Raw genomic sequence first — 25,345 nt, forward strand, 5'->3', positions numbered from 1 at the left:
CCATGATCTGGTCCCAGCTGCGGCGTCATCGGGCCCGCGCGCTGGCACTGGCCGCCGGCATCCTCGTGGCCGCGACCAGCTTCACCCTGCTCACCTCGACGGTGACCACCAGTCAGGCGCGGACCACCGAGACCGTCCGGGAGAACGCCCGCTCCGCGTACGACGTCCTGGTGCGCCCCCACGCGAGCCAGACCGCGGTCGAGCGCGACGACGGACTGGTCGAGGCGAACTTCCTGTCCGGGATCTTCGGCGGCATCGGCCTCGGCCAGTACGACCGGATCAAGAAGATGCCCGGGATCGAGGTCGCCGCGCCGGTCGCCAACGTCGGCTACCTGACGGTGCCGGGGACGCTGAAGGTCGACGTGTCGTCCTTCCTTGACGGCACGGCACCTTCCCAGATCCTGCGGATCAAGCCGACCCTGACGGCGGGGCTGGGCCGCTACCGGACCGCCGACCAGTACGTCTACCTGAGCCGCAATCCGATCGAGCCGTCGAAGGCCTTCTCCGACTCCACGTTCCCGGGGCTGCTGGAGGAGCACGCGGACCACCGGACCTATCCGGTCTGCTGGTACTACAACTACAACAAGACCGACATCCACATCGAACACACCGACGACGGCGGATTCGGACCCCTCAAGCCCAGTCTCCTGCGCGAGGACCGCCGCGAGGAGTCGCCGTTCGACCCCGACATGAACTCCTGGCTGACCTGCCGGTCGGGACAGGACAAGGCGATCGCCGAGATCCCGGTCTCCTACCCGGTGCTCCTGTCGGCGGTGGACCCCGCCGCCGAGGACCGGCTGGTGGGCCTGGGACACGCCATCTCCTCCGGCCGCATGCTCACCGACCGGGACAAACCCGTCTGGGGCCGCAAGGAGAACTGGTCGAACGAGCCCTACTGGACGATCCCGGCCGTGCTCAGCGACCAGACCCTCACCTCCGGCACGGTGAACGCCACCGTGGAACGGCTGGACGCCGGCGACCCCGCGGCCCTGCGGGCGAAGCTGGGCAGCCCCGCCGCCCACGACTTCGTCGACGACCTGCGCGGAACGGCGGTGGGACGCGTCAGCGCCGACCTGGAGCGGGGCTTTCCCGGGAAGTCCCTCTTCGCCCCCCTGGTCGACAGCTACTGGACGGTCGGCCCCGTCGGCTACCGCCGCGCCGGGGCGGGCCTGGCCCCGCACGCCCGTGCCGACCAGTCCCCGGAGGTGTGGCGCACCAACGCGGACCGCCAGTTCGTGGAGTTCGTGCCCGAGGAGAACACCGGCACCCAGTTCCGCGAGGTCGTCAGCCACCCCGGAACCGCCTGCTGGGGCACCCGGACCTGCGCGCACGAGGACTACGGCAGGACGCCGATCCCGTACCTGACCCCGGTCGGCCGCTACGACGCCACCGAACTGCCCGGCTTCTCCTCGCTGTCCGAGGTACCGCTGGAGACCTACCGCTCGCCCCAGGTCACCGGCGCCGACGAGGCCGGGCGGACGGCGCTGCACAACCGGCCACTGCGTCCGGACCGCAATCTCGGCGGCTACCTCGCCGCACCGCCCACCATGCTCACCTCCCTGGACGCGCTCCCCGTCCTCACCAAGAGCCGCCGGCAGCCGACCCCGCAGGACAAGGCCCCCATCAGCGCCATCCGCATCCGGGTCGCCGGCGTCACCGGCGTCGACCCCGCCTCACAGGCACGGGTCAACGCGGTCGCGGGCCGCATCCGCGCCGCGTACCCCGGTCTCCAGGTGGACATCACCATCGGCAGCTCACCGGCACCGCAGACCATCGCGCTGCCCGGCGTCGACGTCGTCGAGAACTGGACCGCCAAGGGCGTGGCCCTGCGCATCCTCAAGGCCGTCGACGCCAAGAGCGCCGTGCTGTTCGTGCTGGTCCTCGTCGTCTGCGCGCTCTTCCTCGCCCAGGCCGCCCTGGCCTCCGTGCGATCACGCCGCACCGAGATCGGCACCCTGCGCTGCCTGGGCTGGAGCCCGCCGGAGATCCTCCGGCTCATCCTCGGCGAACTCGTGGCCATCGGCCTCGGCGCGGGCGCCGCGGGCGCCGTGCTCGCCTACGTCCTGGGCCTGCTGCTGAAGCTGCCCGACGCGGGGACCAAGGCGGCGCTCGTGCTGCCCGTTTCGCTGCTGCTCGCGGTCACCGCCGGGCTGTTCCCGGCCTGGCGCGCCACCCGGCTGAAGCCCCTGGACGCGATCACGCCACCGGTGACCGCCACCGGCCGCGCGGCGCCCGTCCGTTCGGTCCTCGGACTCGCCGTACGCAACCTGCTGCGGGTGCGCGGCCGTACCGCGCTCGGCGCGGCGGGACTGGCCCTGGCGGTGGCGGCCTTCACCGTCCTGCTCGCCCTCACCCTGGGCTTCCGCGGCGAGGCGGCCGGCTCACTGCTGGGCAACGCCGTCGTCGCACAGGCCCGTACCGCGGACTACCTGAGCGTCGCCCTGTCGCTGCTCCTGGGCGCCGCCGGCGCCGTGGACGTCCTGGTGCTGTCCATGCGCGAACGGGCCGCCGACCTCGCCGTCCTGCGCGCCACCGGCTGGACGACCCGTGAACTCGCCCTGCTCAGCTACTACGAAGGTGCCCTGCTCGCCCTCCTGGGCGGCCTCACCGGCGCGGTCACCGGGCTGGGGACGGTCCTCGCGATCGGCTGGGGCACCCTGGACGGACGCCTCCCGGCCGTCGGCGGCGCGGCGCTCCTCGCCACCCTGGCCGCCGTGGTCCTCGTCTGCGCCGCCCTCGCCCTCCCGGTCCGCGCCCAGTCACGCATCGCCCCCGCCCATCTGCTGGCGGTGGGATGACGGATGCCGGGAACGGCGGGGACACCACCCGCCGTCGGGGCCGTCCTGCGGCCCGGGACCCTCGGGCCCCGAGCCGCAGGACGGCCGGGGGAGGCGCCGTCACGGCCGATCGGCCGCCTCCTCCGGCCGAGGGCCGATGTAGCCCTCGTGGACGTCCTGGCCACGGGCGTACCCGGGCTGGAAGCGCACGCCGGCGTAGTGCGAGGCCTTCTCCGCCTCCTGCGCCCGCCTGCCCAGCTCGGAGGTGTCGCCGAAACCGAGGACGTCGCGGGCGAGCTGGGTGAGCGGTCCGTCGACCTGGTACTCGGTGCGCTGCATGGTGAGCATGTTGATCAGGTAGAGCGGCGTGCCGTTGAACTTCTCGAACATCTCGTGGCGCGTGCCCCACTCGGTGAGGAAGCGCTCGCTGATCTGCCGGAAGATCTTGATCCGGTCCCGGGCGCTGATCTCGGCACCACGCAGCGCCTCCTCCAGCTTGGGGCCGATGTAGGGGTCGTCCAGCTCACGCTTGGTCGGCTGGATGACCACGCCGCGGCCGCAGAAGTCGATCAGCTTGTTGACCATGTCGTGTTGGTTCTCGAGGTAGTGGGCCCGGCCGAAGTCGATGTAGATGTTGTTCGGCTTGTACAGCCCGCCCGGGGTCTCAAAACCGGTCTCCTCGGCCGCGAGCATGAACGCGCGGCAGGTCTCGCGGAATCGGATCAGTTCGGCGAGCTGCGACTGCACCACGGGCTGGCGGCTGGTGCCCAGGGCCTGGGTGATGAGCAGCGCGAGGCCGACCATGAGTTCGGCGTGCGTGCACTGCCGGATCTGGGTCTCCAGGTGCACCCAGTCGAACTGCCGCTGCGGGTACCACTTGGCGTGGTCGGGGTTGCCGATGTGCTGGACCTGTGCCCAGGGGATCAGCACGTCGTCGAAGTAGACCATCCCGTCGAGCTCGTCACCGATGGTCGCCAGCGGACGGTCGTAGGGGTCGGCGTCGGGCTGGGCCCGCGATTCCCTGGCCACCACGGTCACGCCCTCAGTGGCCAGTGGCACCATCGCGTAGATGGTCTGCTCGGGCGTCTGGCCGGGCCGCCACAGGTTGCCGATCAGGAGGTTGTTGACGAAGGGGAGCGAGGTGCCGATGGCCTTCCAGCCACGGACGACGATGCCCTCTTCGGTCTCCTCCATGATGCGCAGCATGGGGGTCTCGGCCAGCGCGTCGTCGCGGCCGCGGTCGAACTGCACGTCGACGAACATGGGCGAGATCGCGAGGTCCTTGGAGGTGACCTCTTCCCACTGGCGCTGGATGTTGCCCGAAAGGTCGCGGCGGGGGCCGGTGAAGCGGGAGTTCTCGGCCCACGGCTGCTGGTCGTCGACCTGGGTGAACATGACGACGTTCATGCCGGCCGGCGGGCGGGTGAAGATGCCGCCCTTGAAGTGCCGGAACAGGAACTCGGCGTACTTGCGGCGGCGGACGGCGTCCTCCTTCGACCGCGGCAGGAACCAGTGCATCGACTGGCGCTTGCCGTTCCCGTCGATGAAGGTGGTGGTCTCCTGGTGCTCGGGGTCCAGGTGCAGGTCGTAGTACTCGGCGATCGCCTGGGCGTATCCGCGGGTCTTGGGGTGCGTGGTGACGTCCTCGACGAGTTCGCCCCCGACGTAGACCTTGCGGCCGTCGCGCAGCGACTCCAGGTATTCCTTGCCGGTCCTCATGGCGTGTCTCCCGTGGTGGTGTCGTACATGTGACGGTGGAAGGTGGCGGCGCCGTACAGGCGGGCGGGCAGGCCGGTCGGCGTCATGCCACCGCCTCCGTCATCGCCGGAACCGCCTCCATATCCACGCCGCGTTGGTAGCGTCCCCGCCCGAACAGCAGGGGGGAGCGGAGGTCGGGCGCGATGACGGCCCGCACGGTGCCGATGACGACGAGGTGGCTGCCCACGGGCCGTGCCTCGGCCGTCTCACAGTCGAAGGTCACCAACGAATCCCGCAGCACCGGCGAATTCACCTCGGCCGGCAGCTCGCTGCCCGCGAGGACGTGGTCGTCGACGAATTTCACGGTTCCCTGGCGTGAGCACAGCTGTGACACGGGGACTTGGTCCAGGCTGAGCAGGTTGACCGCGAAACGGCTCTCGCGGTGGATGTCCGCGGCGGTGACCGTGCGCTCGTTGACGCACACCAGCACCGTCGGCGGCTCCAGACAGACCGAGGCGAACGCGCTGACGGTCATTCCCCAGGCGCGGCCGTCATGACGGGTGGTCACCACGGCCAATCCGCCGACCACTCGGCGCATCGCCGAGCGGAAGGTATCGGCATCCGCCGTCCTTTCCGGCGGCCGCGGCGCGGCGTCGAGCCGCACGGTGCCTTTCCCGTACAGGCCGCCGCCGGTATTTCCTGATTCCATCATCCGATCTCTCCAAACCGGCGACGGCGCGAGTGCCACCGCCCAGGAGGGGAAACCTGACGCAGTTTCGGCCGTCCGGGCCGCACCGCTCGACCGGGACGCTATGATCTGCGCAACACACCCGTCAAATGGATATGTTGAATTCACGGTATTCGTGCTGCGAATATATGGACTGGTCAGGGATGATGAACCTGCGGAACGTCGATCTGAATCTCCTCGTGGCGCTGGACGCCCTGCTGGCCGAGCGCAACGTCAGCCGAGCGGGGCGGCGTCTGGGCCTCAGTCAGCCCGCGACCAGCTCGTCACTCGCCCGCCTCAGGAAGCTGTTCGGTGACCCGCTCCTGGTGCGGCAGGGCAGGGAACTCGCGCTCACGGCGGAGGCCGAGCGGCTGGTGCGACCCGTACGGGAGATCCTCGACCTGGTCGAGCGGACCATAGCGCAGCGTTCCGAATTCGACCCGGCCACGGATGTGCGGAGCTTCTCCATCAGCGCGTCCGACTACGCGACGCTGGTATTGCTGAGCCCCTTTGTCCAGGCGGTGGCCGCCGAGGCCCCGGGGGTGACGATCCACGTCCTTCCCCGATCGAGAGACGCGCGGCAATTGCTCGACTCCGATGTGGCCGACCTCATCATCGAACCGAAAGAACTGATGGGCGACACCGGATTCCCGTCGTATCCGTTGTTCGGCGATCAATGGCTGTGCGCCGTGGACGCCGCGAATCCGGCCGGTTCGGCGCAGCGAATAACGATCGACGAATATCTCCGTCTTCCGCACCTCGTGTACAGCATCGGGCCGGACCGGCAACTCAACCTGGCCGACCAGCACCTCGCCCGGCTCGGCACCCCACGCCGGATCGAGTTCACGGTGGAGAGTTTCCTCCTCGTCCCCTTCTTGATCCGGGGTACGTCCCTGGCCAGCCTGGTCCTCGAGCGGGCGGCACGCCAACTCGCCGCCGCGACAACCGACATCCGCTTCCTGCCACCGCCCGTCGCCCTGCCCGACATCCACGAGAGGATGTACTGGCATCCCCGTCACACCACCGACCCCGCGCACCTCTGGCTCCGCGAGCGCCTGCTCGCCTCCGCGAGTGTCCTCGGCGGCATGGACGGACCTCACGCGCACCAGGACTGACCCACCCGCTCGGCGGTGCGGGCGGGCCGTCCGCGGTTCCCGCTCGTTTCGCCCGGGGCCATCAGCACTGTCATTGAAAGCATTCATCGCTCTCGGGGCGTGTGCGCCGCCGAGCTCTCCCGCGTCACCGCCGCCGACGCCCGCCCGGACGCTCCGGACGCCCTCGCCGACCGCACCCCTGCCCTGTCGGCGGCTGGATCGCGGCGTCGTGCCTGGTCGGAAACGACCGGACTCGAATGCATCAGTCCGGGTATGGGGATATGTGGAATGAGATGTCGGTACGTGGCGCACCATCACGAACAACGTGGTCGTCGGAGTCATCGGCCTGGCGCTCGCGCTCGCCGCGGCAACAACGCGTCCCGGTGGTGTTCGCGCCCAGGAGCACGGCATGTCGCACACTCCTGGAGGGCCGAGGCGCGGGTGACCCTGAACGTACGCCACCTTGGAGGGAACGCTTGGTCGCCGACTGAACGGGGCGCGTCGGCCGGCCATCCACCTACTGCACGCGGCAGGAGGGGCCATGGACCCCTGGGTGATCTGGCTCATCGCCGCGGCAGTGTTGGCCGTGGCGGAACTCTTCACGCTCACCGCCGCGCTGGGGATGCTGGGTGGGGCTGCGTTGGTCACAGCGGGATTCGCGGCAGTCGGGCTGCCGCTGCCCTTGCAGTTCGTGGTGTTCACCATCGTTGCTGCGAGCACCGTCTTGTTCATGCGTCCCGTCGTGCTGCGCCACGTGCGCCGGCCCCAGGCGGAGCGATTCGGCGTAGAGGCGCTGGTCGGCAGGAGCGCCTATGTCGTCTCGGAGGTCACGGGCACGGGCGGCAGGGTCCGCATAGGCGGTGAGGAATGGACGGCCCGAGCCTATGACGAGACGCTGGTGATCCCTCCCGGAACGACCGTCGACGTCATCGAGATCAGCGGCGCCACCGCGCTCGTCTACCCCCAGGAGTGAACCATGGATTCGGGGCTCCTCGTCGCTGCAGTGATCGTCGCGCTCTTCGTCGTCTTCACCGTCCTGCGGGCGGTACGCATCGTGCCCCAGGCACGTGCTCGCAACGTCGAACGGCTCGGCCGTTACCACCGCACCCTGAAACCCGGCCTCAACGTCGTCATCCCCTACATCGACCGTGTCTATCCGGTGATCGACCTGCGAGAACAGGTCGTCTCCTTCCGACCACAACCGGTGATCACCGAGGACAACCTGGTCGTGGAGATCGACACCGTCCTGTACTTCCAGGTCACCGACCCGCGGGCGGCCGCCTATGAGATCGCCAACTACCTCCAGGCGGTCGAGCAGCTCACCGTCACCACCTTGCGCAACGTCGTCGGGTCCATGGACCTGGAGAAGGTCCTCACCTCGCGCGACACCATCAACAACCAGCTCCGCGGTGTGCTGGACGAGGCCACCGGCAAATGGGGGCTGAGGGTCAACCGGGTGGAGATCAAGGCCATCGACCCGCCGCAGTCCATCAAGGACGCGATGGAGAAGCAGATGCGGGCCGAGCGGGACAAGCGGGCCGTGATCCTCGGGGCCGAAGGACAACGCCAATCGCAGATACTGACCGCCGAAGGCGACAAGCAGGCCGCCGTCCTGCGCGCGGAGGGCAACCGAACGGCTGAGATCCTCAAGGCCGAGGGCCAGTCACGGGCGATCGACGAGGTGTTCCAGGCCGTGCACCGCAACGACCCCGACCCCAAGCTGCTCGCGTACCAGTACATGCAGATGCTGCCCCAGCTCGCCCAGGGCGCGGGCAGCACGTTCTGGGTGATCCCCAGCGAGGTCACCTCCGCACTCGAGGGTGTGTCCCGCGCCTTCAGCGAAGTCCTGCCCCAGTCGCCGGCCACCCGGGAGAAGTCCTCGGACGACAAGGCCGCCCAGGCCGCCGCCGACGCCGCGCGGGCCGCGGAAGCCGCCGCCGAGGCCCTCGCCGACGCGGCCCAGGCCGAGACGCCCCCAGCCGACCCCCTCCCCGGTCCTGGGTGAGAACCGGCGGACCCTCCGGTCGAGCATCCGTCGCGGATCATGGTCGGCAGCGGCGGAAATCCTGGGGAAGCCGCGGGTTCCAGCCTGTCTCAGGCTGCGCCCGTGGGATCCGTCGATCCGGCGGCGCGGCGGTATTCGGCGTTGATCCGCTGGGCTTCTGCGAGCTGGTCCTCGAGGATGACGATGCGGCAGGCGGCCTCGACGGGGGTGCCCTGGTCGACGAGCTCACGGGCTCGGGCCGCGATGCGCAGCTGGTACCGGGAGTAGCGACGATGTCCGCCTTCGGAGCGGAGCGGGGTGATCAGGCGGGCCTCGCCGATGGCACGGAGGAAGCCCGGGGTGGTGCCGAGCATCTCGGAGGCCCGGCCCATGGTGTACGCCGGGTAGTCGTCGTCATCGATACGGCCGAAGGAGTCAGCTGCCGTCATTGCACCTCTTTGTGGAACATGTGGAGGGGCCTTGACGCCGTCCCGGCACCAGGGCCCCGAAGGAACTGCTACGCCTTCTGACGGCCCTGGTCCCGCGCCGACCTCTTGTTTCCTCGCAATGGTTTTGGTGTGCCGAGGTCGAAGATATACGGATCCGGTCATGGCAGGCATGGCCCCGCTCCGTGGACCGGCAGGGGCAGCGCCCGAACGAAGACCGGCGGCAGGCCGGTCGCCCCGTCCCACGGGCCCCCGGCCCGGCCAGTCGGGACGGGCGGGTGAAACAACGGCGGTTCCCATGCCGGACGCTGACGAACTGCTCGTCGAGGTCGCCGCGATGGGGGAGTGGAGTCCGAGCAGAGCCAACGCGGCAGGGGCCCACAGCACGCTGACCCGGCGGCGCGTGAGTGCGAGGACGGCCGGGGTGTGCCGCTTGCCCTCCACGGACGGCGGGCCGCTGAAAGCCGCACCCGGCGCCCGCTGGTGAGCCGTCGGCGGCGTCCGGACGCCCCACGCGATGAGGGCTCGGTCGGCATGCGCCGGCCGAGCCCTCATGCCGCCATGGTCAGGCCAGGGCGTCGTCCTATTCCCGGTTACCCGGCGGTGGGGACGCCGAGCAGGGCAGACGCTTCCTGGAGTGGGGTGAGCCCGGGTGCCGGTGCTGCGGCAGGGAGGGCGCGGCAGGTGAAGCCGAGGCGGGTCATGGCCCGGAGGACCTCGCCGGCGGTGAAGTCACGGCGGTCCTGCCGGGTGATGACCTCGCCCACTTGCATGACGGGGTAGTGGCGGCGGCCGATGATCACGGACTCACCGGTGACCGGCTCGGGCCTGACGCCCTTCATCGACGCCACCACCCCGGTCTTGGACAGGTCGAACGCGAAACGGGCGATGACGCAGCGCATGGTGCCTCGCAGGAGGAGTGGGAAGCGATGGGACCGGTGGGCGACGGGTCAGCGTGAGCGCGTGAGAACGCCCACGGCGCAGCCGTGCTCGTCGACGACGGGCACGGCCGCGAGCTGCCGGTGGCGCATGGTGTGCTGTGCTTCGGCCATCTTGGTCATCGGCGAGGCGAACGGCCCGCCGTCACCGGCGACCTCCCGCAGGCGGACCTGATCGGTGTAGCCGTGGCCGTCACGGGCGGCGGTGAGCTGGGCATGGGTGACCAGACTCGTGCACCGGCCGTCCTCGTCACAGACGACCAGGTGCCCGGTACGGGCGCTGGCCATGACCGACAGGGCCACCTCGACGGTCATGTCGTCCCAGACCTGCGGTCCGGGCACGTCCATGGCGTCGCCCACGGTCGCGTGGGCGGAATCCGCAGGGCGTGGCAAGTCGTGTGCCAGGGTCAAGAAGTGCCTCCTGGAGAAGTGGATGGGCGGTGTGACGGGGAGACGTCCTAGGCCACCGCGTCGTAGGCGGGCCGCCGCTGGGTCGTGCGGCGTGCCGCCCGGCCGGTGCGGCGGTCCTGAGCGCCGGCACGGCCACGCCCGCCGCGGGAGGCGGGGGCGCCGTCCTTGCGTTCGGCCGCCGGTGCGGTGATGACGACCGGGATGCCCGAGGGGGTCTGCGCGCCGGTGATGCGGATCAGGTCATCCCCGGACGGGTGGACCTCAGTGGTGTGCGGGCGGATTCCGGCGTGCTGCATGAGACGGGCCATGTCGCGGCGCTGGTTGGGGGTGACCAGCGTGACCACGATGCCGGACCGGCCGGCGCGGGCCGTGCGGCCGCCCCTGTGGAGGTAGTCCTTGTGGTCGCTGGGCGGGTCCACGTTGACGACCAGGTCGAGGTTGTCGACGTGGATCCCGCGCGCGGCGACGTTGGTCGCCACCAGAACGGTCACGTGTCCCGTCTTGAACTGGGCCAGGGTCCGGGTCCGCTGCGGCTGCGACTTGCCGCCGTGCAGCGCGGCGGCGCGGACGCCGCTTCTGAGCAGGTGCTCGGTCAGCTTGTCGACGGCGTGCTTGGTGTCCAGGAACATGATCACCTGACCCTCCCGCGCCGCGATCTCGGTCGTCGCCTGGTGCTTGTCGGCGGCGTGCACGTGCAGCACGTGGTGCTCCATCGTGGTGACCGCGCCCGCGGAGGGATCCACGGAGTGGACCACCGGGTCGTGCAGGTAGCGGCGGACCAGCCGATCGACATTGCGGTCCAAGGTGGCCGAGAACAGCATGCGCTGCCCCTCGGGGTGCACCTGGTCCAGCAGCGCCGTGACCTGCGGCATGAAGCCCATGTCGGCCATCTGGTCGGCCTCGTCCAGGACGGTGACGGCGACTCGGTCCAGTCGGCAGTCGCCGCGCTCGACGAGGTCCCTCAGCCGGCCCGGCGTCGCGACGAGGACCTCCGACCCGTTGCGCAGCGCGCCGGCCTGACGGCCGATCGGCATCCCGCCGACCGCGGTGGCCAGCCGCAGCCTCATCGAACGGGCGTAGGGGGCAAGAGCGTCGGTGACCTGCTGGGCCAACTCCCGGGTGGGTACGAGCACCAGGGCCAGTGGCTGCCGGGGTTCGGCGCGCTGTCCGGCGGTACGGGCCAGCAGCGCGAGGCCGAAGGCGAGGGTCTTGCCGGACCCGGTCCGCCCGCGGCCCAGCACGTCACGGCCCGCGAGGGAATTGGGCAAGGTCGCCGCCTGGATCGGGAACGGCACGGTCACGCCTTCGGCGGTGAGCGCCGCCAGCAGCGGCCGGGGCATGTCGAGATCGGCGAACGCCCCGGCGGCGGGCAGTGCCGGAGTCGCCGTGTCCGGCAGGGCGAACTCCCCCTGCGGTGCGGCGGGGCGACGGCGTCGGCCGCCGGAACGGCTCGGGTCGGAGAAACGGTCATTCGTACGTGTGCGGCTCATGCAGAACCTTCCTTGAAGCGGCCGCATCAAGGGATTCCGCTGCGATGAGCAGGACAGAGAATCGCAAGAATGGGCCAAGCAAATGCGATGGCGAATTCGGCCGGCGGGCGATGTCCGCGGGCTGAGGCGCCGAACGGGTGGGGTGATCCGGTCCGCGTCCGAAAGACCGGGGTTACGGGCGTCGGGAAGCTCTGACGGATGTGTATCCGGAGTCTGACGGGAACGTCCGTTGCCGGTGGGATCGCGGCACCCTCAAAATCGTGAGACCAGTTAGGTCGTCACGGCGTGATCAGGGCAGGGTGCGTCCTGATGCGCAGCAAGCTGGGGCCCGCACCCAAGGTGCGGGCCCCAGCTGCGATGCGTGCGCTCAGCGTCAGGCGGGAACGATGTTCTCGGCCGTGGGGCCCTTCTGGCCCTGCGCGATGTCGAAGCTCACCTTCTGGCCCTCCTGCAGTTCGCGGAAGCCCTGGGCGGCGATGTTCGAGTAGTGGGCGAACACGTCAGCGCCGCCACCGTCCTGCTCGATGAAGCCGAAACCCTTTTCCGCGTTGAACCACTTCACGGTGCCAGTAGCCATGTGGTGCATCTCCTTTGGGGCAGTGCCCGGAGTCTGTACTGTACGGACCCCGCGTCGCCGCGATGATTGCCCCGCCAGCAAATGAACCGGAATAAAGAAGCACTCCCATCGGCACGGAGCCGGTGAGGGCACTTATTTTGGGAACCACAACTGCAACTTATTCGAGAGTAGCATGGCGCGATCGCCTGTGCACGGTTAATAACCGGGCCCCGCCCCGGCGTGTGAGAAACCTCATCGCGCGTTGCGCCAATTTCTCACTTCGCGAGCACAGATATTCAGCGTCCCGGAACACGCCGTTCGGCACATTGCGCCGCGCACCACAGCCCGGCGACGGCCGGCCCTCCGCCTCGCGAGCCCCCGGGCGCACGGCCGGATCCGAGGCGCGCCTGCTGGCGGGCCTCTACCCGGGCGACCCGCGGGTGGCCGACGATCCCGCCAGGCCCTCGTCGTGGACACCCTCGAGCCCGGCAGCGCCTCCGCGGTGACGCCAATCCGGTCGGTATGACGGGAAGGAAACGCCTCAGGCCAGCGTTAGACAGATCTGTCTAGCGAAAATGAACAGACCGGTCTACTCAAGATGGGGACGGTGGCATGCCCGAGCAGCCCACCTCGCAGGACCGCGGCAACGTGGTCACCACGCCGGCGGCCGATACCGGCCGGGTCGGCGAGGAGACAGCCGGCCCTGCCCCGCTCACCTCGGCCGCGCCCAGGCGGAGAGGGCGCGTCGCAGGCGGCGTGCTGCCTCAGCGCGCGGCCTTCTACCTGCTGGCGTCGATCGTCGTGTCGTTCCTGGCGGGCTCAAGCGCCCCCACCCCGCTGTACGCGGTCTACCAGGCGGAGTGGGGCTTCAGCCCGGTGACCACCACGCTGGTGTTCGGCGTGTACGCGATCGCGGTCCTGGTCTCGCTGCTCACCCTGGGACGGCTCTCGGACCACCTGGGCCGCCGCCCGGTCCTGCTCGTGGCCCTCGCCGTACAGGCGGCCGCGATGGTGGTGTTCGCGACGGCCCACGGAGTGCCGGAACTGATGATCGGCCGGGTGGTCCAGGGACTGTCCACCGGTGCCGCACTGGGCGCGATCGGGGCCGGGATGCTGGACATCGACCGCCGCCGCGGGACCGTCGCCAACTCCTTCGCCCCCGGTCTCGGCACCGCCACCGGCTCTTTGGCGTCGGCGTTCCTCGTGCAGTACCTGCCCGCGCCGACACACCTGGTCTACCTGGCCCTGATCGTCGTGATGGCCGTGCAGGCACTGGGCGTCGTCCTGATGCGGGAGACCCTCACACCCACCCCGGGCGCGCTCGCCACACTGGTCCCGGACGTGAAGCTCCCCAGGACGGTGCGGCGCGCGGTCCTCAACGCCGCCCCGGTCCTGTTCGCGGTCTGGGCCCTGGCGGGCTTCTACGCATCCTTGGGCCCGGCGCTCGTGCGGACCCTCACCCACTCCACGTCGGCCGTCTACGGCGGACTGGCCCTGTTCGTCCTGGCCGGAGTGGCCGCCGCCGCCACCCTCGTACTGCGCTCGGCACCCGCCCGCGGCGTCATGGTCGGCGGAATCATCAGCCTCGTCGTCGGCGTCGGCCTCACCCTGGCCTCGGTGCAGAACGGCTCGCCCGCCCTGTTCTTCACCGGCTCGGCCATCGCCGGCATCGGCTTCGGCAGCGGCTTCCAGGGCGGCATCCGCACCGTGATTCCGCTGACCGCCGCCCACGAACGCTCCGGAGTGCTGTCCCTGCTCTACGTGGTGTCCTATCTGGGGATGGGAGTGCCGTCGGTGATCGCCGGCTACCTCGTCGTCCACGCCGGCGGCCTGCTGGCCACCGCCCGCGAGTACGGCGCGGCCGTCATCGTCCTGGCACTGCTGGCCCTGCTCGGACTGCTGACGGAACGGCGCAGCAGCCGTTCGCGACCCGTGATTGCCTAAGGTGAGCCTCGAGACCCGGAAGATGGCACGAACCAGCAGGGAGGCTGAAATGGTTGCCGACAGCACCAGGGCGCACGACGCGCGCACCGAGGTCAAGGCTCCGGCGCGCGAGCGTCTGCTGTCCGCCGCCAACGAGCTCTTCTACGCCGAGGGCGTGCAGACCGTCGGGATCGACCGGATCATCGAACGCGCCGGGGTGGCCAAGGCCTCCCTCTACAACACGTTCGGCAGCAAGGACGAGCTGGTCCACGCGTACCTGAAGTCCCGGCACGCCACCACCTCCGCCCGTCTCCTCGCCGCCCTCGCACGCTTCGAGAACCCCCGCGACCGGCTGCTCGGCGTCTTCGACGCGCTGTCGGAGTCGTTCAAGGGCCCCAGCTACCGCGGCTGCGCGTTCATCGCCGCGAGCGCGGAGGCCGAGCCGGGCAGCAGCACCGAACAGGCCTCCAACGACTACCGGGCATGGGTGCGGGGCCTGTTCACCGACCTCGCCCGGCACGCCGGCGTTCCCGACCCGGAGACCCTCGGCCGCCGTCTGCACCTGCTCTACGACGGGTGCGCGGTCTCGGTCCGCATGGACGGCGACCCCGGCGCCGCCGCCGCGGCCCGGGCCACCGCCGAGATCCTCCTGGACGCCGCCCTGACCACGGCGCCGCAGGCCGGCCACCAGGGCTGAGGCGTACAGCAGCCGTTCTTCCGGGGGAGCGCGGCCGCCCCCATCCGTGATGCGCGGACCACCACCACCGCAAAGGGCGGTTACCTGGCCACCGGCGGGGATGGCACGTGGGCTTCAGGAACTCATCGCGGCTCGGTCGGAGTCACTGCGCAGGACGCAGAATTCGTTGCCTTCAGGGTCGGCCAGGACCGCCCAGCCAGAGCCGTCAGGATTCCGTTGATCGGTGACAAAGGTGGCTCCGAGGCCCAGCAGCCGTTCCACCTCCTGCTCACGCGAGGTCTCAGGGCGCAGACACAGATGGATCCGGTTCTTGATCTTCTTGGGCTCGGGCACCTGGTTGAAGTACAGCACCGGGCCCTCCGTCAGCATCACCTGAGTCTCCCGGTCGCCCGGCTTGTCCTCCGGATGCAGCGGACGGCCGGTCACCCCGCTCCAGAACCGGGCCAACCCGTAGGCATCCGCACAGTCAATCGCCACGTTCTGCAAGACCGAAACCATGCGGGCCAGCCTTCCCGACTCCCACCCCGGACGCCACCGAGTTGCGCTCAGGCTTCGCGGTGCTCGGGCGCATCCGCGACGCGAGGCCCGACGGCTTCTTGAGGCGTCGCGACAAAGGGGCGGCTCGGCTGCACGCGAGCGCTGCCGAACGTTCGGACGAGGCGGGGCACCCGGGTCGCCGGCCCACGGTGCCCCTCGCCTGCCGGCGAACTCTCCCGCTGTCCGAAGAGCGGCTCAGCGGTAGTCCTCGGGGTGGCCCTGCATCCAGCGGTTGATCCGGTCGCGCGTCGCCACGAGTTCGTCCTGGTGCGCCTTGAGGTTCTCGAAGGAGGTGTCCGCGCCGAGGAGGTCGCGCAGATCCGTCATCCAGGCGAGGGGCTCGCGGAAATGGCCAGGGCCCTGAGGGTCGGCCTTCATCGCGGCGTCGAGTTCGACGAGTTCGGTGTGCACCCGGGTCAGGAAGTACTCACACTCGCCCCGGGACGTGGTGGCTGTGCAGCCGGAGTGGTAGGTGGCCTGCAAGGTGGCGAAGGCGTCGCGCACCTTCTCCACCGGTCCCGCCGGCTCGGCAGCCGGAGCAGACGCGGACACGGACGCGGACGCCGAAGCGGCCGCCGGCGCGGGGGTGCCGCCCGCTGCCCGGTCGGTGCCGGTGTCCGATGGGGCAGAGCACGACAGCAGCAGGGCGGCGAGCGGGACGGCGAGCAACGTGGCACCGGGCAGGCGTCGTCCGAGTTCTTTGATCATGGCGGATACGACGAACGCGGGGACCGCACGGTTCCGCACGGCGTATGGGGGAACCGCCGTGACTAGTGCTGCAGGGTGTAGCGGAAGACGCGGGAGTCCCGTACCTCGAAGCCGAGCCGCTCGTACAGCCGGTTCGCCGCCTGCCGCGAGGGGCGCGAGGTGAGATCCACCGTGCGGGCTCCCGCCGCGTCGGCCAGGCGTACCGCCTCCTCGGTGAGGGCGGCCCCGACGCCGTAACCGCGGGCGGCCTCATCGACCACCACGTCCTCGATCCAGGCCCGCATCCCGGTCGGCAGGGGAAACAGGACCAGCGTGAGCGTCCCGACGACACGGCCGTCGACCCGCGCCACCAGCACCGTGTTCGCCTCGGCGGCCAGGAGCCGTCGCAGCGTCTCGTGGGTCAGCGGGGCGGCACTGCGGGACAGTTGGGGCAGCAGGCGGGTGAACGCCTCGACCATCTCGTCGTCCACCTCGCGGACGACCGCAACCTCAAGGCTCATGATCCGGTTCCCATCCAGGCTGTCACGGCACCGGGCGGCCTCAGCGACGCCCGGAGATGCGGCCTCGTTTGGCCACCGCACCAGTCTTCTCACGATCGGCCCGGGCGGGCCATTCCTGCTCATCCAGACGTGGGCAGGGCTGTCGGCACCTGCACGGGTGAGGGACCCAGTCCCGCGTCGCCGTCACGCCCCCGGGAACTGAACGCATGCGCCCGGCACAACGCCGTCAGTCACCGTCGCGGTGGTACGCGGCGAGGAGGAACGTCCAGATCTCGCTGATGGTGGGGAAGCAGGCGACGGCGTGCCGCAGCCGCTTGAGGGGGATCTCGCCCGCGACGGCGACGGTCGCGGAGTGCAGCAGTTCGCTGACGCCGTGGCCGACGAAGGTCACCCCGAGCAGGACCTCGCGGTCGGTGTCGACGACCATCCGGGCGTGACCGCGGTAGCCGTCGGCGTAGAGGTTGGCGCCCTGGGCGGCGGTGAAGTCCAGGTCGACGACCTTGACGGGGAGACCGGCCTGCTCGGCCTGTGCTGCGGACAGGCCCACCGCGCCGGCTTCGGGGTCGGTGAAGAAGACCTGCGGTACGGCGCGCTGATCGGCCGTGGTGGCGTGGTCGCCCCACGGGGCGACGTCCAGGGGACGTCCGGCGGCACGCGCGCCGATGGCGTCGCCGGCGGTGCGTGCCTGGTACTTGCCCTGGTGGGTGAGGAGGGCGCGGTGGTTGACGTCGCCGAGCGCGTACAGCCACTCGCCCGGGACCTCGCGGACCAGGCACGTGGTGTCGGCGTCCAGCCAGGACCCCGGGGTGAGGCCCACGGTGTCCAGGCCGATGTCGTCGGTCAGCGGGGCGCGGCCGGTGGCGAACATGATCTCGTCCGCTTCCAGTTCACTGCCGTCGTCCAGGACGCAGGTGACCGGTCCGGCGGGGTCGGGGCGGCGCAGGGCGGTCACCTGGACGCCGATGCGCACCTGCGCGCCGGCGTCGGTCAACCCGTCTGCGACGAGCTCGCCGGCGAAAGGCTCCATCCGGGGGAGCAGAGGACGCCTGGCGAGGAGGGTGACCCGGGAGCCCAGGCCCTGCCAGAGGGTGGCCATCTCCACCCCGACCCCGCCACCGCCGACGACGATGAGGCGGCCGGGGACGGTGCTGGAGTCGGTGCCGTGCCGGTTCGTCCACGGCCGGGCTTCCTCGATGCCGTCGACGGCGGGCAGCACCGGGCGGCTGCCGGTGGCGATGGCGACCGCGTGCCGCGCCGCAAGGGTGTGGCGGGCGCCGTCCGCCGCGGTGACGGTGACCTTCCGCGGCCCGTCGAGCCGGCCGTGGCCGCGGAAGAGGTCGGCGCCGATGGACTTCACCCAGCGCGCCTGGCCGGTGTCGTCCCAGTCGGTGACGTAGTGGTTCCGGCGGGCGAAAACCCGGCCGGTGTCCAGTGAGCCGGTCACGGCCTGCCGGGCGCCGTCGACCCGCCGCGCGTCGGCGACGGCGATGACCGGCCGCAGCAGCGCCTTGCTGGGCACGCACGCCCAGTACGAGCACTCTCCGCCCACCAGTTCCCGTTCCACCACGGCCACCGAGAGTCCCGCGGCGCGGGCGTGTTCGGCGACGTTCTGCCCGACCGGGCCGGCGCCCAGCACGATCACGTCGTATGTGTCGTGATCCTGGATCCCGGATGCTTCGGTCATTGCTGCCTCGCTTCGTTTTCCGTGCTGATCCGCAGGTGGTATCGCGGAGCGCCCTGCGACCGGACGCGCAGCGAATACAAGAAGACATCACGCATCATGCGGGCGCGCCACTGGATGAGAATGCCCCTCGTCGCGACCCCAAGCCTTCCCTCCTGACGGTCGACTTGCCAATCGGGTGGCCACCGTCCCGACGCTACGTGCAGTACAGGCCGCCTTGCGGGCGGAAGAGCATCGGGCCTACGGGCTCAGTGTCGCAGCCCCGGTCCATCGCTGTGCGGATGCGTGGGAAGAATTCCATTCGATTTACTTGTGGCCGGGTTTCAGTGTTCGAATGACATGCAAATCGTCGCCCGGCTTTGACGCGCCACCGTCGGACCGGCAGGGCATCCCCGCGCCTGCTCGGCTCGGCTGTGCCGGACGGTGCGAAGCCATCGATCGGCTTGAGATCCCCCTTGTGTGGGCACTTCTTGTCTTCGCCCAAGGCACGGCGGAGCGGATCGTCGCCGAAGTCCTGCAGGAGACCGACCTTGAACGGCGGTATCGCCTGGACCCGCGGATCAATTTGGTGAATTGCTGCGGAAGTTTCGCCGACGCTTTGCCGAACCGGTCGGCCCGGCAGGGCATTTCTTTGATGCAGGTCACACGAGCGGGGTTCTGGTCCGAGGTACAGTTACGGTTAGTTGACCGTTAAACCAGTCCTGATTGGTGTGCTTGTCGATGACTGAGAATCGTCCGAACTCATCGTCCGAGACCGCGAATGCCGGTGTCCTGATGCAGATGCTCAGCGGCTACTGGGTGACTCAGATCGTCCGGGCCGCAGTCGAGCTTTCCCTTCCGGACCATCTGGCTGATGGGCCCCTTGCCGCGGAGGAGATAGCCGAACGCGAGGCCAGCGATCCCGCGACCACCTACCGGCTCCTGCGCGCTTGCGCTTCCCTCGGCCTGGTGGCCTACGAGGGCGAGCGCCGCTTCTCCGGTACTCCCCTGAGCCAGTTGCTCCGCAGCGGGGTGCCGAACACCCTGCGGGAGGTGGCCCTCACGTGGGGCGGGCCTTCCCACTGGCGTGCCTGGGAGCGGTTCCCGGAGGCTGTCCGCAAGGGGGGCACCCAGATCGAGAGCGCGCTGGGCACGGACTTCTTCACCTACCTCGGCGACAACCCTGCCGAGGCGGAGCTCTTCTCGGTCGCCATGTCCGGCATGGCGGAACGGCTGAACGGCGACCTTGCCGAGGCGCTCGACACCACCGGCACCGCGGTCGCGGTCGATGTCGGCGGCGGCACGGGGGCGCTCGTGCAGGGGCTCTTGCTGGCGAATCCGGACCTCCGAGGGCAGAGCCTGGACCTGCCCCACGCCGCTGCCGGGGCGCGGGCGGCAGCCGAGAAGCGGGGGGTGGGCGACCGGTTCACCGCGGTCACCGGAGACTTCTTCGAGTCCGTCCCGCCGGCCGACCTGTACCTGCTCAAGATGGTTCTGCACGACTGGAACGACGCCGACTGCGTCAGGATCCTCGAGAACTGCCGTGCTTCCGCGCGGCCCGGCGCGCGGGTCGTGGTGGTGGAGAACGTGATCGGGGAGATCGGAGCGCCCGGCTTCGAGCCCCTTGCGGACATGCACATGCTCGCGATGCTGTCGGGGCAGGAGCGTGACCTCCCCGAGTTCGACGCGCTCTTCGCCGCATCCGGGTGGCGGCGCACCGCCGTCACCCCGACGGGATTCCAGTTCAAGATCATCGAGCTGGAGGAGGTCTGGGACTCCGGAACTCCCGTCTCCCGCGCCCGGTAGCGGGAACCAGCCGACCGGTCCCCACCGCTCCCAGCGGTGGGGACCGGAGGCACGATCCCTGAACCCGGCGTCCTACTCGGTGCGCAGGGCCGTGGCGGTGCGGGCCCCGGCGGCCCAGCCGGCGGGCAGCAGCGCGCCCAAGGTGGCGATGAGCAGGCCGCCGAGCGCGAGCGGCAGCAGTTCGGCCCCGTGGTAGACGGCGATGACGGAACCGGGCAGGCGCAGCCCCACACTGTCGCCCATCGCGGGGATGACCCAGCCGTGCAGGGCCACGCCCAGTGGAACGCCCAGGGCGCCCGCGGCCAATCCGGTCACGACGACCGAGGTGATGACCATCGCGACGGTCTGCCGGGGGGTCATGCCGAGCGCCTTGTGGACACCGAGCTCGCGGACGCGCTCGCGGGTGTCGAGCAGTACGCCGTTGAGCACGCCGAGCGCGGCGACGGCGACGAGCATCAGCGTGAGGACCGCGGACAACGCGTTGAGCGTGACGACCATGTCGCTGCCCGAGTCGAGCCCGCCGGCCCGGGCGGTGACCCCCAGCGGCCCGAGGTGCTTGTTCAGCGCCTTGACGTAGCCGGTCACGTCGGTGCCCGGCGCGACCGCGATGTGATGGCTCGTCTCCGTCAGGTCGGGATGCGCGGACGCCAGGGTCGAGGCGTCGGTGAAGACCTGCATGCCGCCCTTGCGGGTGTCCAGGACCTCACCGACGATCCTGACCGTGACCGGCTCGGCCAGGCCGTTCAGGGTGACGGTGTCGCCGGTGCGGGTCCCGGTGGCGGTCAGGAACGGGGTCGGGACCACGGCCTCGCCTGGTCCGTCGATCCAGCGGCCCGAGACCATCGTGTAGCCGCCCCAGGAGGCGTCGCCGGTGAAGGCGATCACGTCGACGGTGCCCGTCAGGCCGGACACGGTCGCCCGTACCGTCGCGGTGCTGTAGTACCTCCCGGTTCCCGCGGCGGTCCCGATGACCGCGGCGACCGCGGCGGGATCGGCCGTGGGCCGGGTGGGCTGTTTCTCCGGGCCGGGGTCTTGAGGCCCGAAGTCCGGCAAGGGCGCGGGCACGACGACATCGGCGGCGTCGTGGGCCCTGGCTTTCATCACCTGGCCGAGCGAGGCGCTCATCCCCACGGTGAACGTGACGGCGACGGCGCCGAACAGGATCGCCGTGCCCATCGCCAGCGCGCGGGCGGGCCGCACGAAGGGCCGGACCAGGCCCAGGGCCACCGGCCGCGGCAACGGCAGCCTTCCCGCCAGGCGGGCCGCCCACCGGCCGCGCCCCGCCGAACCGGTACGCCCCACGGCGAGCGCGTCGACCGTACGCAGCCGGCCGGCCCGCCAGGCACTCGCCCACGCGGTCGCCGCCACCAGGACGAGCACCCCGGCGATCACCGCCAGGTCGACCCAGGGCGCGACGGCCAGGGACACGGTGCCGTACACCTCCCCGGTCTCGGCCAGTACGGGGACGGCGAGCAGGTGGCCGGCGAGGACACCGAGGGCCGTGCCGACGGCGGCCGGGATCAGCGCCTGGCCCACGTAGGCCCGCACGACCTGGGCCGGGGTGAAGCCGAGGGCCTTGAGGATGCCGATGCGGCGCGTCCCCATGCCGACGGCCGACGCGACCACGTTGCCGACGATGAGCACCGACATGACCAGGCCCAGGGCGCCGAACGCGACGAGGAACGGCACGTAGAGGGCGGTGTCGCGCTCGACGGTCTTCTTGACGGTGAGCCATGACTGTTCGCCGACGGCCGATCCCGGCGGCAGGGGTCCCGTCACGGCCTTGCCGCCCGCGGTGATCTGCGCGGCGGTGCCCGCGTCGGTGAAGCGGTACAGCATCTGGTAGCCGCCGCTGCCGGGCGCGGTGAGCGCCGGCATCTGGGACGGAACCACCCAGGCGTCAGCGGTCTGCGTGACCGAACGGGCCACACCGACGACCGTCAGCGCCGGGCCGCCGGACAGAGCGGGGAAGGTGATCTTCATGCCCATGGTCGGGATGAGCGAGGAGTCGGCGGACAGCACGATCTCGCCGTCGCGCGTGGGCCACCGCCCGTCGAGCAGGGCCACCTCGTCCACGTCCCGGCCGGCATCGTCCCGGCCGACCACGGTCATCGGCCATCCGGGGCCCGCCCCGTCGGACCGCGGGGTGACCGTCGCCGTACGGAACGGCCCGGCCGCACCGCTCACCCCTTCGGCGCGCCTGGACGCCGACAGCTGCCCGGCGCTCACCTTGTCCGTGTCGAACTGCACGGACAGGTGCGCGCCGTGCTGCCTGGCGAAGGCGGACTCGAAGGGCGCGCCGGACACCACGAGCAGCGATCCGCCGAGGACGGAGGCGGCCACCGCCATCATCGTGGCGAGCCCGATCACCAGGGTCTGCACCCGGCGGCGTCCCACCCCCGATCTCACCACCGCGCCGAGCGCGCTCATCGGACGGCCTCCGGGGCGACGGCCTGCGACCGGACGTCCTCGGTGATCCGGCCGTCGGCGATCCGGACCGTACGGCTTGTGCAGGACCGGGCCAACGCCAGGTCGTGGGTGACCACGACGATGGTCTGGCCCTCGGCGTTGAGGCCGGCGAGCAGCCTGCTGACGTCCTGTCCGGCCGTCGTGTCCAGGGCCCCGGTCGGCTCGTCGGCCAGGAGCAGCGCCGGCCGGTTCATCAACGCCCGGGCCACCGCGACGCGCTGCCGCTCACCGCCGGACAGCCGCCCCGGGTAGGCGCGGGCGTGCCGGTCGATGCCCAGCAGTTCCAGGAGTTCCGCCGCCCGGCGGTCCGCCGCGGCACGTGCCGTACCTGCCAGGCGCGCCGGCAGGACGACGTTGTCGGCAACGGTCAGATCGTCGAGCAGGTTGAAGAACTGGAAGACCATGCCGACCTTCGACCGCCGGAACAGCGCCGATCCGGCCTCGCCCAGCCGGTCCACCCGCACCCCGTCCACGGTGACGGTCCCCGTGTCGGGCCGGTCCAGGCCCGCGATCAGATTGAGCAGCGTGGACTTGCCGCTGCCGGAGGGGCCGAGGATCGCGACGGCCTCGCCGGGCCGCACGGTCAGCGACGCCTCGTGCAGGGCGGGCGGGCCGTCGTCGTATCGGCGGCTCACCTCGCGCAGTTCGATCACCGGCACGGTCATGAAGCGCTCCTCGGGCAGGGGTGGTTGGCTGCGTGAACGCTAGGAGCGGGTCCGGCCGGCACGCGTCGCCCGACCGGACCCATTGCGGTACCGCGCTGGGACGATCCCCGGAAACGTCATCCCTGCGATGTAGGCGGGCGATGTACCCGGAGCGGTGGGAATGACCACCGGGACGGACTCCGAGGGTCCGCGCGGCCGCGACAATGAACCGGTGATGGACGTTCGTACGACGCGGGAGCGGCTGCGGGAGGCCGCCCGCCGCACGGTCCGCGACGCCAGGCTTCCGAGCGGTCCACCGCTGCGGCCCACCCGGCGCGCCCGGCAGTTCGACCTGCTGCTGACACTGGTCATCGGGATCTCCACCGTCTACTACGGCATCGACAACGCCGACAACGTCGTGATGCGGGAGATCGCACCCGGCGTGGTGCGGGTCATACCGCGCCCGTCCGGCCCGGGCGGCATGGCCTTCATGGTGACCCTCGCGGCCGTCGCCTCGGGTGCGCTGGCCTTGCGCCGCCGCTACCCGCTCGCCGTGCTGTGCGTCGTGACGGCCGCGACCCTGGCGACACCGCAGAGCGTCCTGCGGCTGACCTTCTACGCGTTCGTCATCGCCGTCTACAGCGCCGCCGTGTTCAGCCCGTACCGGGTGGCGACCCTGGCGGCGCTGCCGGTGTCGGTCGTCCTGGTCGGCACCTCGGGGAACTCGGTGACCCCGATCGTCCCCAACGAGTACATCGCCTTGCTGATCCTGGTCCCGATGGCCGTGGCCGCCGTCGGCCTGCGCACCTGGAAGCTCCGCACCGACGAGGGCCGTACCCTGCTCTCCGCCCTGGAACGCGAGCAGGGCGAGGCGCTGCGCCGGGCCGTCGAGCACGAGCGGGCCAGGATCGCCCGCGAACTGCACGACGTCGTCACGCACAACGTCAGCGTGATGATCATCCAGGCGGGCGCCGCCCGCAAGATCATGGGAACCTCCCCCGAGCAGGCCGGCGAGGCGCTGCTCGCCGTCGAGGCGGGCGGCCGGGCGGCCATGACCGAACTGCGCCACGTCATGGGACTGCTCACCATGGCCGAGCAGGGCGAGGTGACGGACGGAGGCGCAGACCTCGACCTGGCCGACACCGCGGCGGAGCTGGCCCCGCAACCGGGCCTGGACCAGCTGGAATCGCTGGTCGGACGGGTCCGTGCCACCGGACTGCCCGTCGACCTGACCGTCGCCGGCCCGCCCCGCCCCCTCCCGCCCGGCCTCGAACTCGCCGCCTACCGCGTGGTCCAGGAAGCCCTGACCAACACCGTGAAGCACGCCTTTGGCGCCACCGCCGCCGTGACCGTCGAATACGGCCCGGACCGGCTCCGGGTGGAAGTCACCGACACCGGCGGACACCCGGGCGCGGGCGCGCCCACCGGAAACGGCCGGGGCCTGATCGGCCTGCGTGAGCGCCTCGCCGTCCACGACGGAACCCTGACCACCGGCCGACGCATGACCGGCGGCTACCGTGTGGAGGCCCTCATCCCCTTGGAGACGCTGTGACCGAGCCGCTGCGCGTGCTCCTCGCCGACGACCAGACCCTGGTCCGCACCGGGTTCCGGATGATCCTCGGCGCCGACGGCATCGACGTCGTGGCGGAAGCGACCAACGGGACCGAAGCGGTCGACGCGGTCCGCCGCACGCGGCCCGACGTGGTCCTCATGGACATCCGGATGCCCGAGATGGACGGCCTGGAGGCCACCCGCCGCATCCTCACCGGCGCCCCCACCGCACCCCGCGTCATCATCCTGACCACCTTCGACCTCGACCGGTACGTCTACGCGGCGCTGTCCGCCGGCGCCAGCGGCTTCCTCCTCAAGGACGTCACCCCCGAGCATCTGACCGCGGCCGTCCGCACGGTCCGCAACGGCGACGCCCTCCTCGCGCCCGCCATCACCCGCCGCCTCGTGCAGCGCTTCACCCAACGCGGCAGCGACACCGCCGCCCTCCACCGCGACCTCGCCTCGCTCACCCCCCGCGAACTGGAGGTCCTCGGCCTGCTGGCCCGAGGACTCAGCAACACCGAACTCGCCACCCGCCTCCACCTGGCCGAGGCGACCGTCAAGACCCATGTCGCCCGCATCCTCGCCAAACTCGGACTCCGCGACCGCGTCCAAGCCGTCATCGTCGCCTACGAGACAGGGCTGGTCAGCGCCGGTGGACGTGAGGCCGGCCGGCAGTCCGACGAGCAGACGTAGCCCGGACCCGAGACATTACGGCCGCCCTTCACC

22 protein-coding genes are annotated in these 25,345 nt (G+C 70.9%); 9 read left to right on the plus strand and 13 right to left on the minus strand.

Annotation, left to right across the window (positions count from 1 at the left end):
- Positions 1–2: 2 nt before the first annotated feature.
- Complete coding sequence (locus tag ACFV3E_RS22815) at positions 3–2,798, plus strand: FtsX-like permease family protein (protein WP_500536282.1); 2,796 nt, start codon at positions 3–5, stop codon at positions 2,796–2,798.
- Between the two features lie 99 nt (positions 2,799–2,897).
- On the opposite strand, the gene ACFV3E_RS22820 is transcribed toward ACFV3E_RS22815, so the two are convergent.
- Both ACFV3E_RS22820 and ACFV3E_RS22825 read right to left on the minus strand, forming a co-directional pair.
- The gene (locus ACFV3E_RS22820) at positions 2,898–4,496 is read right to left on the minus strand and encodes a 4-hydroxyphenylacetate 3-hydroxylase family protein (protein WP_500536283.1); all 1,599 of its coding nucleotides are present in this window, start codon (positions 4,494–4,496) and stop codon (positions 2,898–2,900) included.
- 82 nt (positions 4,497–4,578) lie between these two features.
- Positions 4,579–5,187: a flavin reductase family protein gene (locus tag ACFV3E_RS22825; protein WP_500536284.1), complete on the minus strand. Its 609-nt coding sequence runs from the start codon at positions 5,185–5,187 to the stop codon at positions 4,579–4,581.
- Positions 5,188–5,312: 125 nt separating this feature from the next.
- Here ACFV3E_RS22825 and ACFV3E_RS22830 point away from each other — a divergent pair, with 125 nt between their 5' ends.
- The 3 genes from ACFV3E_RS22830 (at position 5,313) to ACFV3E_RS22840 (ending at position 8,301) form a co-directional block, all read left to right on the plus strand.
- Positions 5,313–6,317: a LysR family transcriptional regulator gene (locus ACFV3E_RS22830; RefSeq protein WP_500536285.1), complete on the plus strand. Its 1,005-nt coding sequence runs from the start codon at positions 5,313–5,315 to the stop codon at positions 6,315–6,317.
- Positions 6,318–6,837: 520 nt separating this feature from the next.
- Positions 6,838–7,269 carry an NfeD family protein gene (locus ACFV3E_RS22835; RefSeq protein ID WP_500536286.1) on the plus strand — a complete coding sequence of 144 codons (432 nt, stop codon included), beginning with the start codon at positions 6,838–6,840 and terminating at the stop codon, positions 7,267–7,269.
- 3 nt (positions 7,270–7,272) lie between these two features.
- Positions 7,273–8,301: an SPFH domain-containing protein gene (locus ACFV3E_RS22840; RefSeq protein WP_500536287.1), complete on the plus strand. Its 1,029-nt coding sequence runs from the start codon at positions 7,273–7,275 to the stop codon at positions 8,299–8,301.
- An 89-nt stretch (positions 8,302–8,390) separates the two neighbouring features.
- Here ACFV3E_RS22840 and ACFV3E_RS22845 read toward each other — a convergent pair whose 3' ends face one another.
- From ACFV3E_RS22845 to ACFV3E_RS22865, 5 genes are all read right to left on the minus strand, one after another.
- Entirely contained in the window at positions 8,391–8,729 is a 339-nt protein-coding gene (locus tag ACFV3E_RS22845; RefSeq protein WP_500536288.1) for a MerR family transcriptional regulator, read from the minus strand.
- A 590-nt stretch (positions 8,730–9,319) separates the two neighbouring features.
- Positions 9,320–9,628 (minus strand): SCO5918 family protein, encoded by a 309-nt coding sequence (locus ACFV3E_RS22850; protein ID WP_499516311.1) that lies wholly within the window; start codon positions 9,626–9,628, stop codon positions 9,320–9,322.
- Between the two features lie 48 nt (positions 9,629–9,676).
- On the minus strand, positions 9,677–10,075 hold the full coding sequence (locus ACFV3E_RS22855; RefSeq protein ID WP_500536289.1) for a CBS domain-containing protein: 399 nt from the start codon (positions 10,073–10,075) through the stop codon (positions 9,677–9,679).
- Positions 10,076–10,122: 47 nt separating this feature from the next.
- Positions 10,123–11,565 (minus strand): DEAD/DEAH box helicase, encoded by a 1,443-nt coding sequence (locus ACFV3E_RS22860; RefSeq protein ID WP_500536290.1) that lies wholly within the window; start codon positions 11,563–11,565, stop codon positions 10,123–10,125.
- Positions 11,566–11,938: 373 nt separating this feature from the next.
- Complete coding sequence (locus ACFV3E_RS22865) at positions 11,939–12,142, minus strand: cold-shock protein (protein WP_030224351.1); 204 nt, start codon at positions 12,140–12,142, stop codon at positions 11,939–11,941.
- 591 nt (positions 12,143–12,733) lie between these two features.
- Between ACFV3E_RS22865 and ACFV3E_RS22870 the strand changes: the two genes are divergently transcribed.
- Positions 12,734–14,065: an MFS transporter gene (locus tag ACFV3E_RS22870; protein ID WP_500536291.1), complete on the plus strand. Its 1,332-nt coding sequence runs from the start codon at positions 12,734–12,736 to the stop codon at positions 14,063–14,065.
- A gap of 49 nt (positions 14,066–14,114) precedes the next feature.
- On the plus strand, positions 14,115–14,741 hold the full coding sequence (locus ACFV3E_RS22875) for a TetR/AcrR family transcriptional regulator (protein WP_500536292.1): 627 nt from the start codon (positions 14,115–14,117) through the stop codon (positions 14,739–14,741).
- Positions 14,742–14,855: 114 nt separating this feature from the next.
- On the opposite strand, the gene ACFV3E_RS22880 is transcribed toward ACFV3E_RS22875, so the two are convergent.
- The 4 genes from ACFV3E_RS22880 to ACFV3E_RS22895 form a co-directional block, all read right to left on the minus strand.
- A complete protein-coding gene (locus ACFV3E_RS22880; RefSeq protein ID WP_500536293.1) occupies positions 14,856–15,239 on the minus strand; it encodes a VOC family protein in 384 nt (127 codons plus the stop codon).
- A gap of 234 nt (positions 15,240–15,473) precedes the next feature.
- Complete coding sequence (locus ACFV3E_RS22885; RefSeq protein ID WP_500536294.1) at positions 15,474–15,986, minus strand: hypothetical protein; 513 nt, start codon at positions 15,984–15,986, stop codon at positions 15,474–15,476.
- 62 nt (positions 15,987–16,048) lie between these two features.
- Positions 16,049–16,567 carry a GNAT family N-acetyltransferase gene (locus ACFV3E_RS22890; protein ID WP_500536295.1) on the minus strand — a complete coding sequence of 173 codons (519 nt, stop codon included), beginning with the start codon at positions 16,565–16,567 and terminating at the stop codon, positions 16,049–16,051.
- Positions 16,568–16,712: 145 nt separating this feature from the next.
- Positions 16,713–18,170 carry a dihydrolipoyl dehydrogenase family protein gene (locus ACFV3E_RS22895; RefSeq protein ID WP_500536296.1) on the minus strand — a complete coding sequence of 486 codons (1,458 nt, stop codon included), beginning with the start codon at positions 18,168–18,170 and terminating at the stop codon, positions 16,713–16,715.
- 771 nt (positions 18,171–18,941) lie between these two features.
- Here ACFV3E_RS22895 and ACFV3E_RS22900 point away from each other — a divergent pair.
- Positions 18,942–19,952 (plus strand): methyltransferase, encoded by a 1,011-nt coding sequence (locus ACFV3E_RS22900; protein ID WP_500536297.1) that lies wholly within the window; start codon positions 18,942–18,944, stop codon positions 19,950–19,952.
- 72 nt (positions 19,953–20,024) lie between these two features.
- Here ACFV3E_RS22900 and ACFV3E_RS22905 read toward each other — a convergent pair whose 3' ends face one another.
- Positions 20,025–22,382, minus strand: coding sequence for an ABC transporter permease (locus ACFV3E_RS22905; RefSeq protein WP_500536298.1), 2,358 nt, complete (start codon positions 22,380–22,382; stop codon positions 20,025–20,027).
- Entirely contained in the window at positions 22,379–23,086 is a 708-nt protein-coding gene (locus ACFV3E_RS22910) for an ABC transporter ATP-binding protein (protein WP_500536299.1), read from the minus strand. The genes ACFV3E_RS22905 and ACFV3E_RS22910 overlap by 4 nt, the downstream gene beginning before the upstream one ends.
- A 214-nt stretch (positions 23,087–23,300) precedes the next feature.
- Here ACFV3E_RS22910 and ACFV3E_RS22915 point away from each other — a divergent pair, with 214 nt between their 5' ends.
- Together ACFV3E_RS22915 and ACFV3E_RS22920 are read left to right on the plus strand one after the other, a co-directional pair.
- Entirely contained in the window at positions 23,301–24,617 is a 1,317-nt protein-coding gene (locus ACFV3E_RS22915) for a sensor histidine kinase (protein ID WP_500536300.1), read from the plus strand.
- On the plus strand, positions 24,614–25,312 hold the full coding sequence (locus tag ACFV3E_RS22920; protein ID WP_500536301.1) for a response regulator: 699 nt from the start codon (positions 24,614–24,616) through the stop codon (positions 25,310–25,312). Before ACFV3E_RS22915 ends, ACFV3E_RS22920 begins: the two co-directional genes overlap by 4 nt.
- The last annotated feature ends 33 nt before the right edge of the window (positions 25,313–25,345 follow it).

Source organism: Streptomyces sp. NPDC059718, from assembly GCF_042733315.1.
Lineage (GTDB): Bacteria > Actinomycetota > Actinomycetes > Streptomycetales > Streptomycetaceae > Actinacidiphila.

Coding starts and splice junctions, on each gene's coding strand:
- ACFV3E_RS22815 (WP_500536282.1), top strand. CDS start 3: ATGATCTGGTCCCAGCTGCGGCGTCATCGGGCCCGCGCGCTGGCACTG.
- ACFV3E_RS22820 (WP_500536283.1), bottom strand. CDS start 4,496: ATGAGGACCGGCAAGGAATACCTGGAGTCGCTGCGCGACGGCCGCAAG.
- ACFV3E_RS22825 (WP_500536284.1), bottom strand. CDS start 5,187: ATGATGGAATCAGGAAATACCGGCGGCGGCCTGTACGGGAAAGGCACC.
- ACFV3E_RS22830 (WP_500536285.1), top strand. CDS start 5,313: ATGGATATGTTGAATTCACGGTATTCGTGCTGCGAATATATGGACTGG.
- ACFV3E_RS22835 (WP_500536286.1), top strand. CDS start 6,838: ATGGACCCCTGGGTGATCTGGCTCATCGCCGCGGCAGTGTTGGCCGTG.
- ACFV3E_RS22840 (WP_500536287.1), top strand. CDS start 7,273: ATGGATTCGGGGCTCCTCGTCGCTGCAGTGATCGTCGCGCTCTTCGTC.
- ACFV3E_RS22845 (WP_500536288.1), bottom strand. CDS start 8,729: ATGACGGCAGCTGACTCCTTCGGCCGTATCGATGACGACGACTACCCG.
- ACFV3E_RS22850 (WP_499516311.1), bottom strand. CDS start 9,628: ATGCGCTGCGTCATCGCCCGTTTCGCGTTCGACCTGTCCAAGACCGGG.
- ACFV3E_RS22860 (WP_500536290.1), bottom strand. CDS start 11,565: ATGAGCCGCACACGTACGAATGACCGTTTCTCCGACCCGAGCCGTTCC.
- ACFV3E_RS22865 (WP_030224351.1), bottom strand. CDS start 12,142: ATGGCTACTGGCACCGTGAAGTGGTTCAACGCGGAAAAGGGTTTCGGC.
- ACFV3E_RS22870 (WP_500536291.1), top strand. CDS start 12,734: ATGCCCGAGCAGCCCACCTCGCAGGACCGCGGCAACGTGGTCACCACG.
- ACFV3E_RS22875 (WP_500536292.1), top strand. CDS start 14,115: ATGGTTGCCGACAGCACCAGGGCGCACGACGCGCGCACCGAGGTCAAG.
- ACFV3E_RS22880 (WP_500536293.1), bottom strand. CDS start 15,239: ATGGTTTCGGTCTTGCAGAACGTGGCGATTGACTGTGCGGATGCCTAC.
- ACFV3E_RS22885 (WP_500536294.1), bottom strand. CDS start 15,986: ATGATCAAAGAACTCGGACGACGCCTGCCCGGTGCCACGTTGCTCGCC.
- ACFV3E_RS22895 (WP_500536296.1), bottom strand. CDS start 18,170: ATGACCGAAGCATCCGGGATCCAGGATCACGACACATACGACGTGATC.
- ACFV3E_RS22900 (WP_500536297.1), top strand. CDS start 18,942: ATGCAGATGCTCAGCGGCTACTGGGTGACTCAGATCGTCCGGGCCGCA.
- ACFV3E_RS22905 (WP_500536298.1), bottom strand. CDS start 22,382: ATGAGCGCGCTCGGCGCGGTGGTGAGATCGGGGGTGGGACGCCGCCGG.
- ACFV3E_RS22910 (WP_500536299.1), bottom strand. CDS start 23,086: ATGACCGTGCCGGTGATCGAACTGCGCGAGGTGAGCCGCCGATACGAC.
- ACFV3E_RS22915 (WP_500536300.1), top strand. CDS start 23,301: ATGGACGTTCGTACGACGCGGGAGCGGCTGCGGGAGGCCGCCCGCCGC.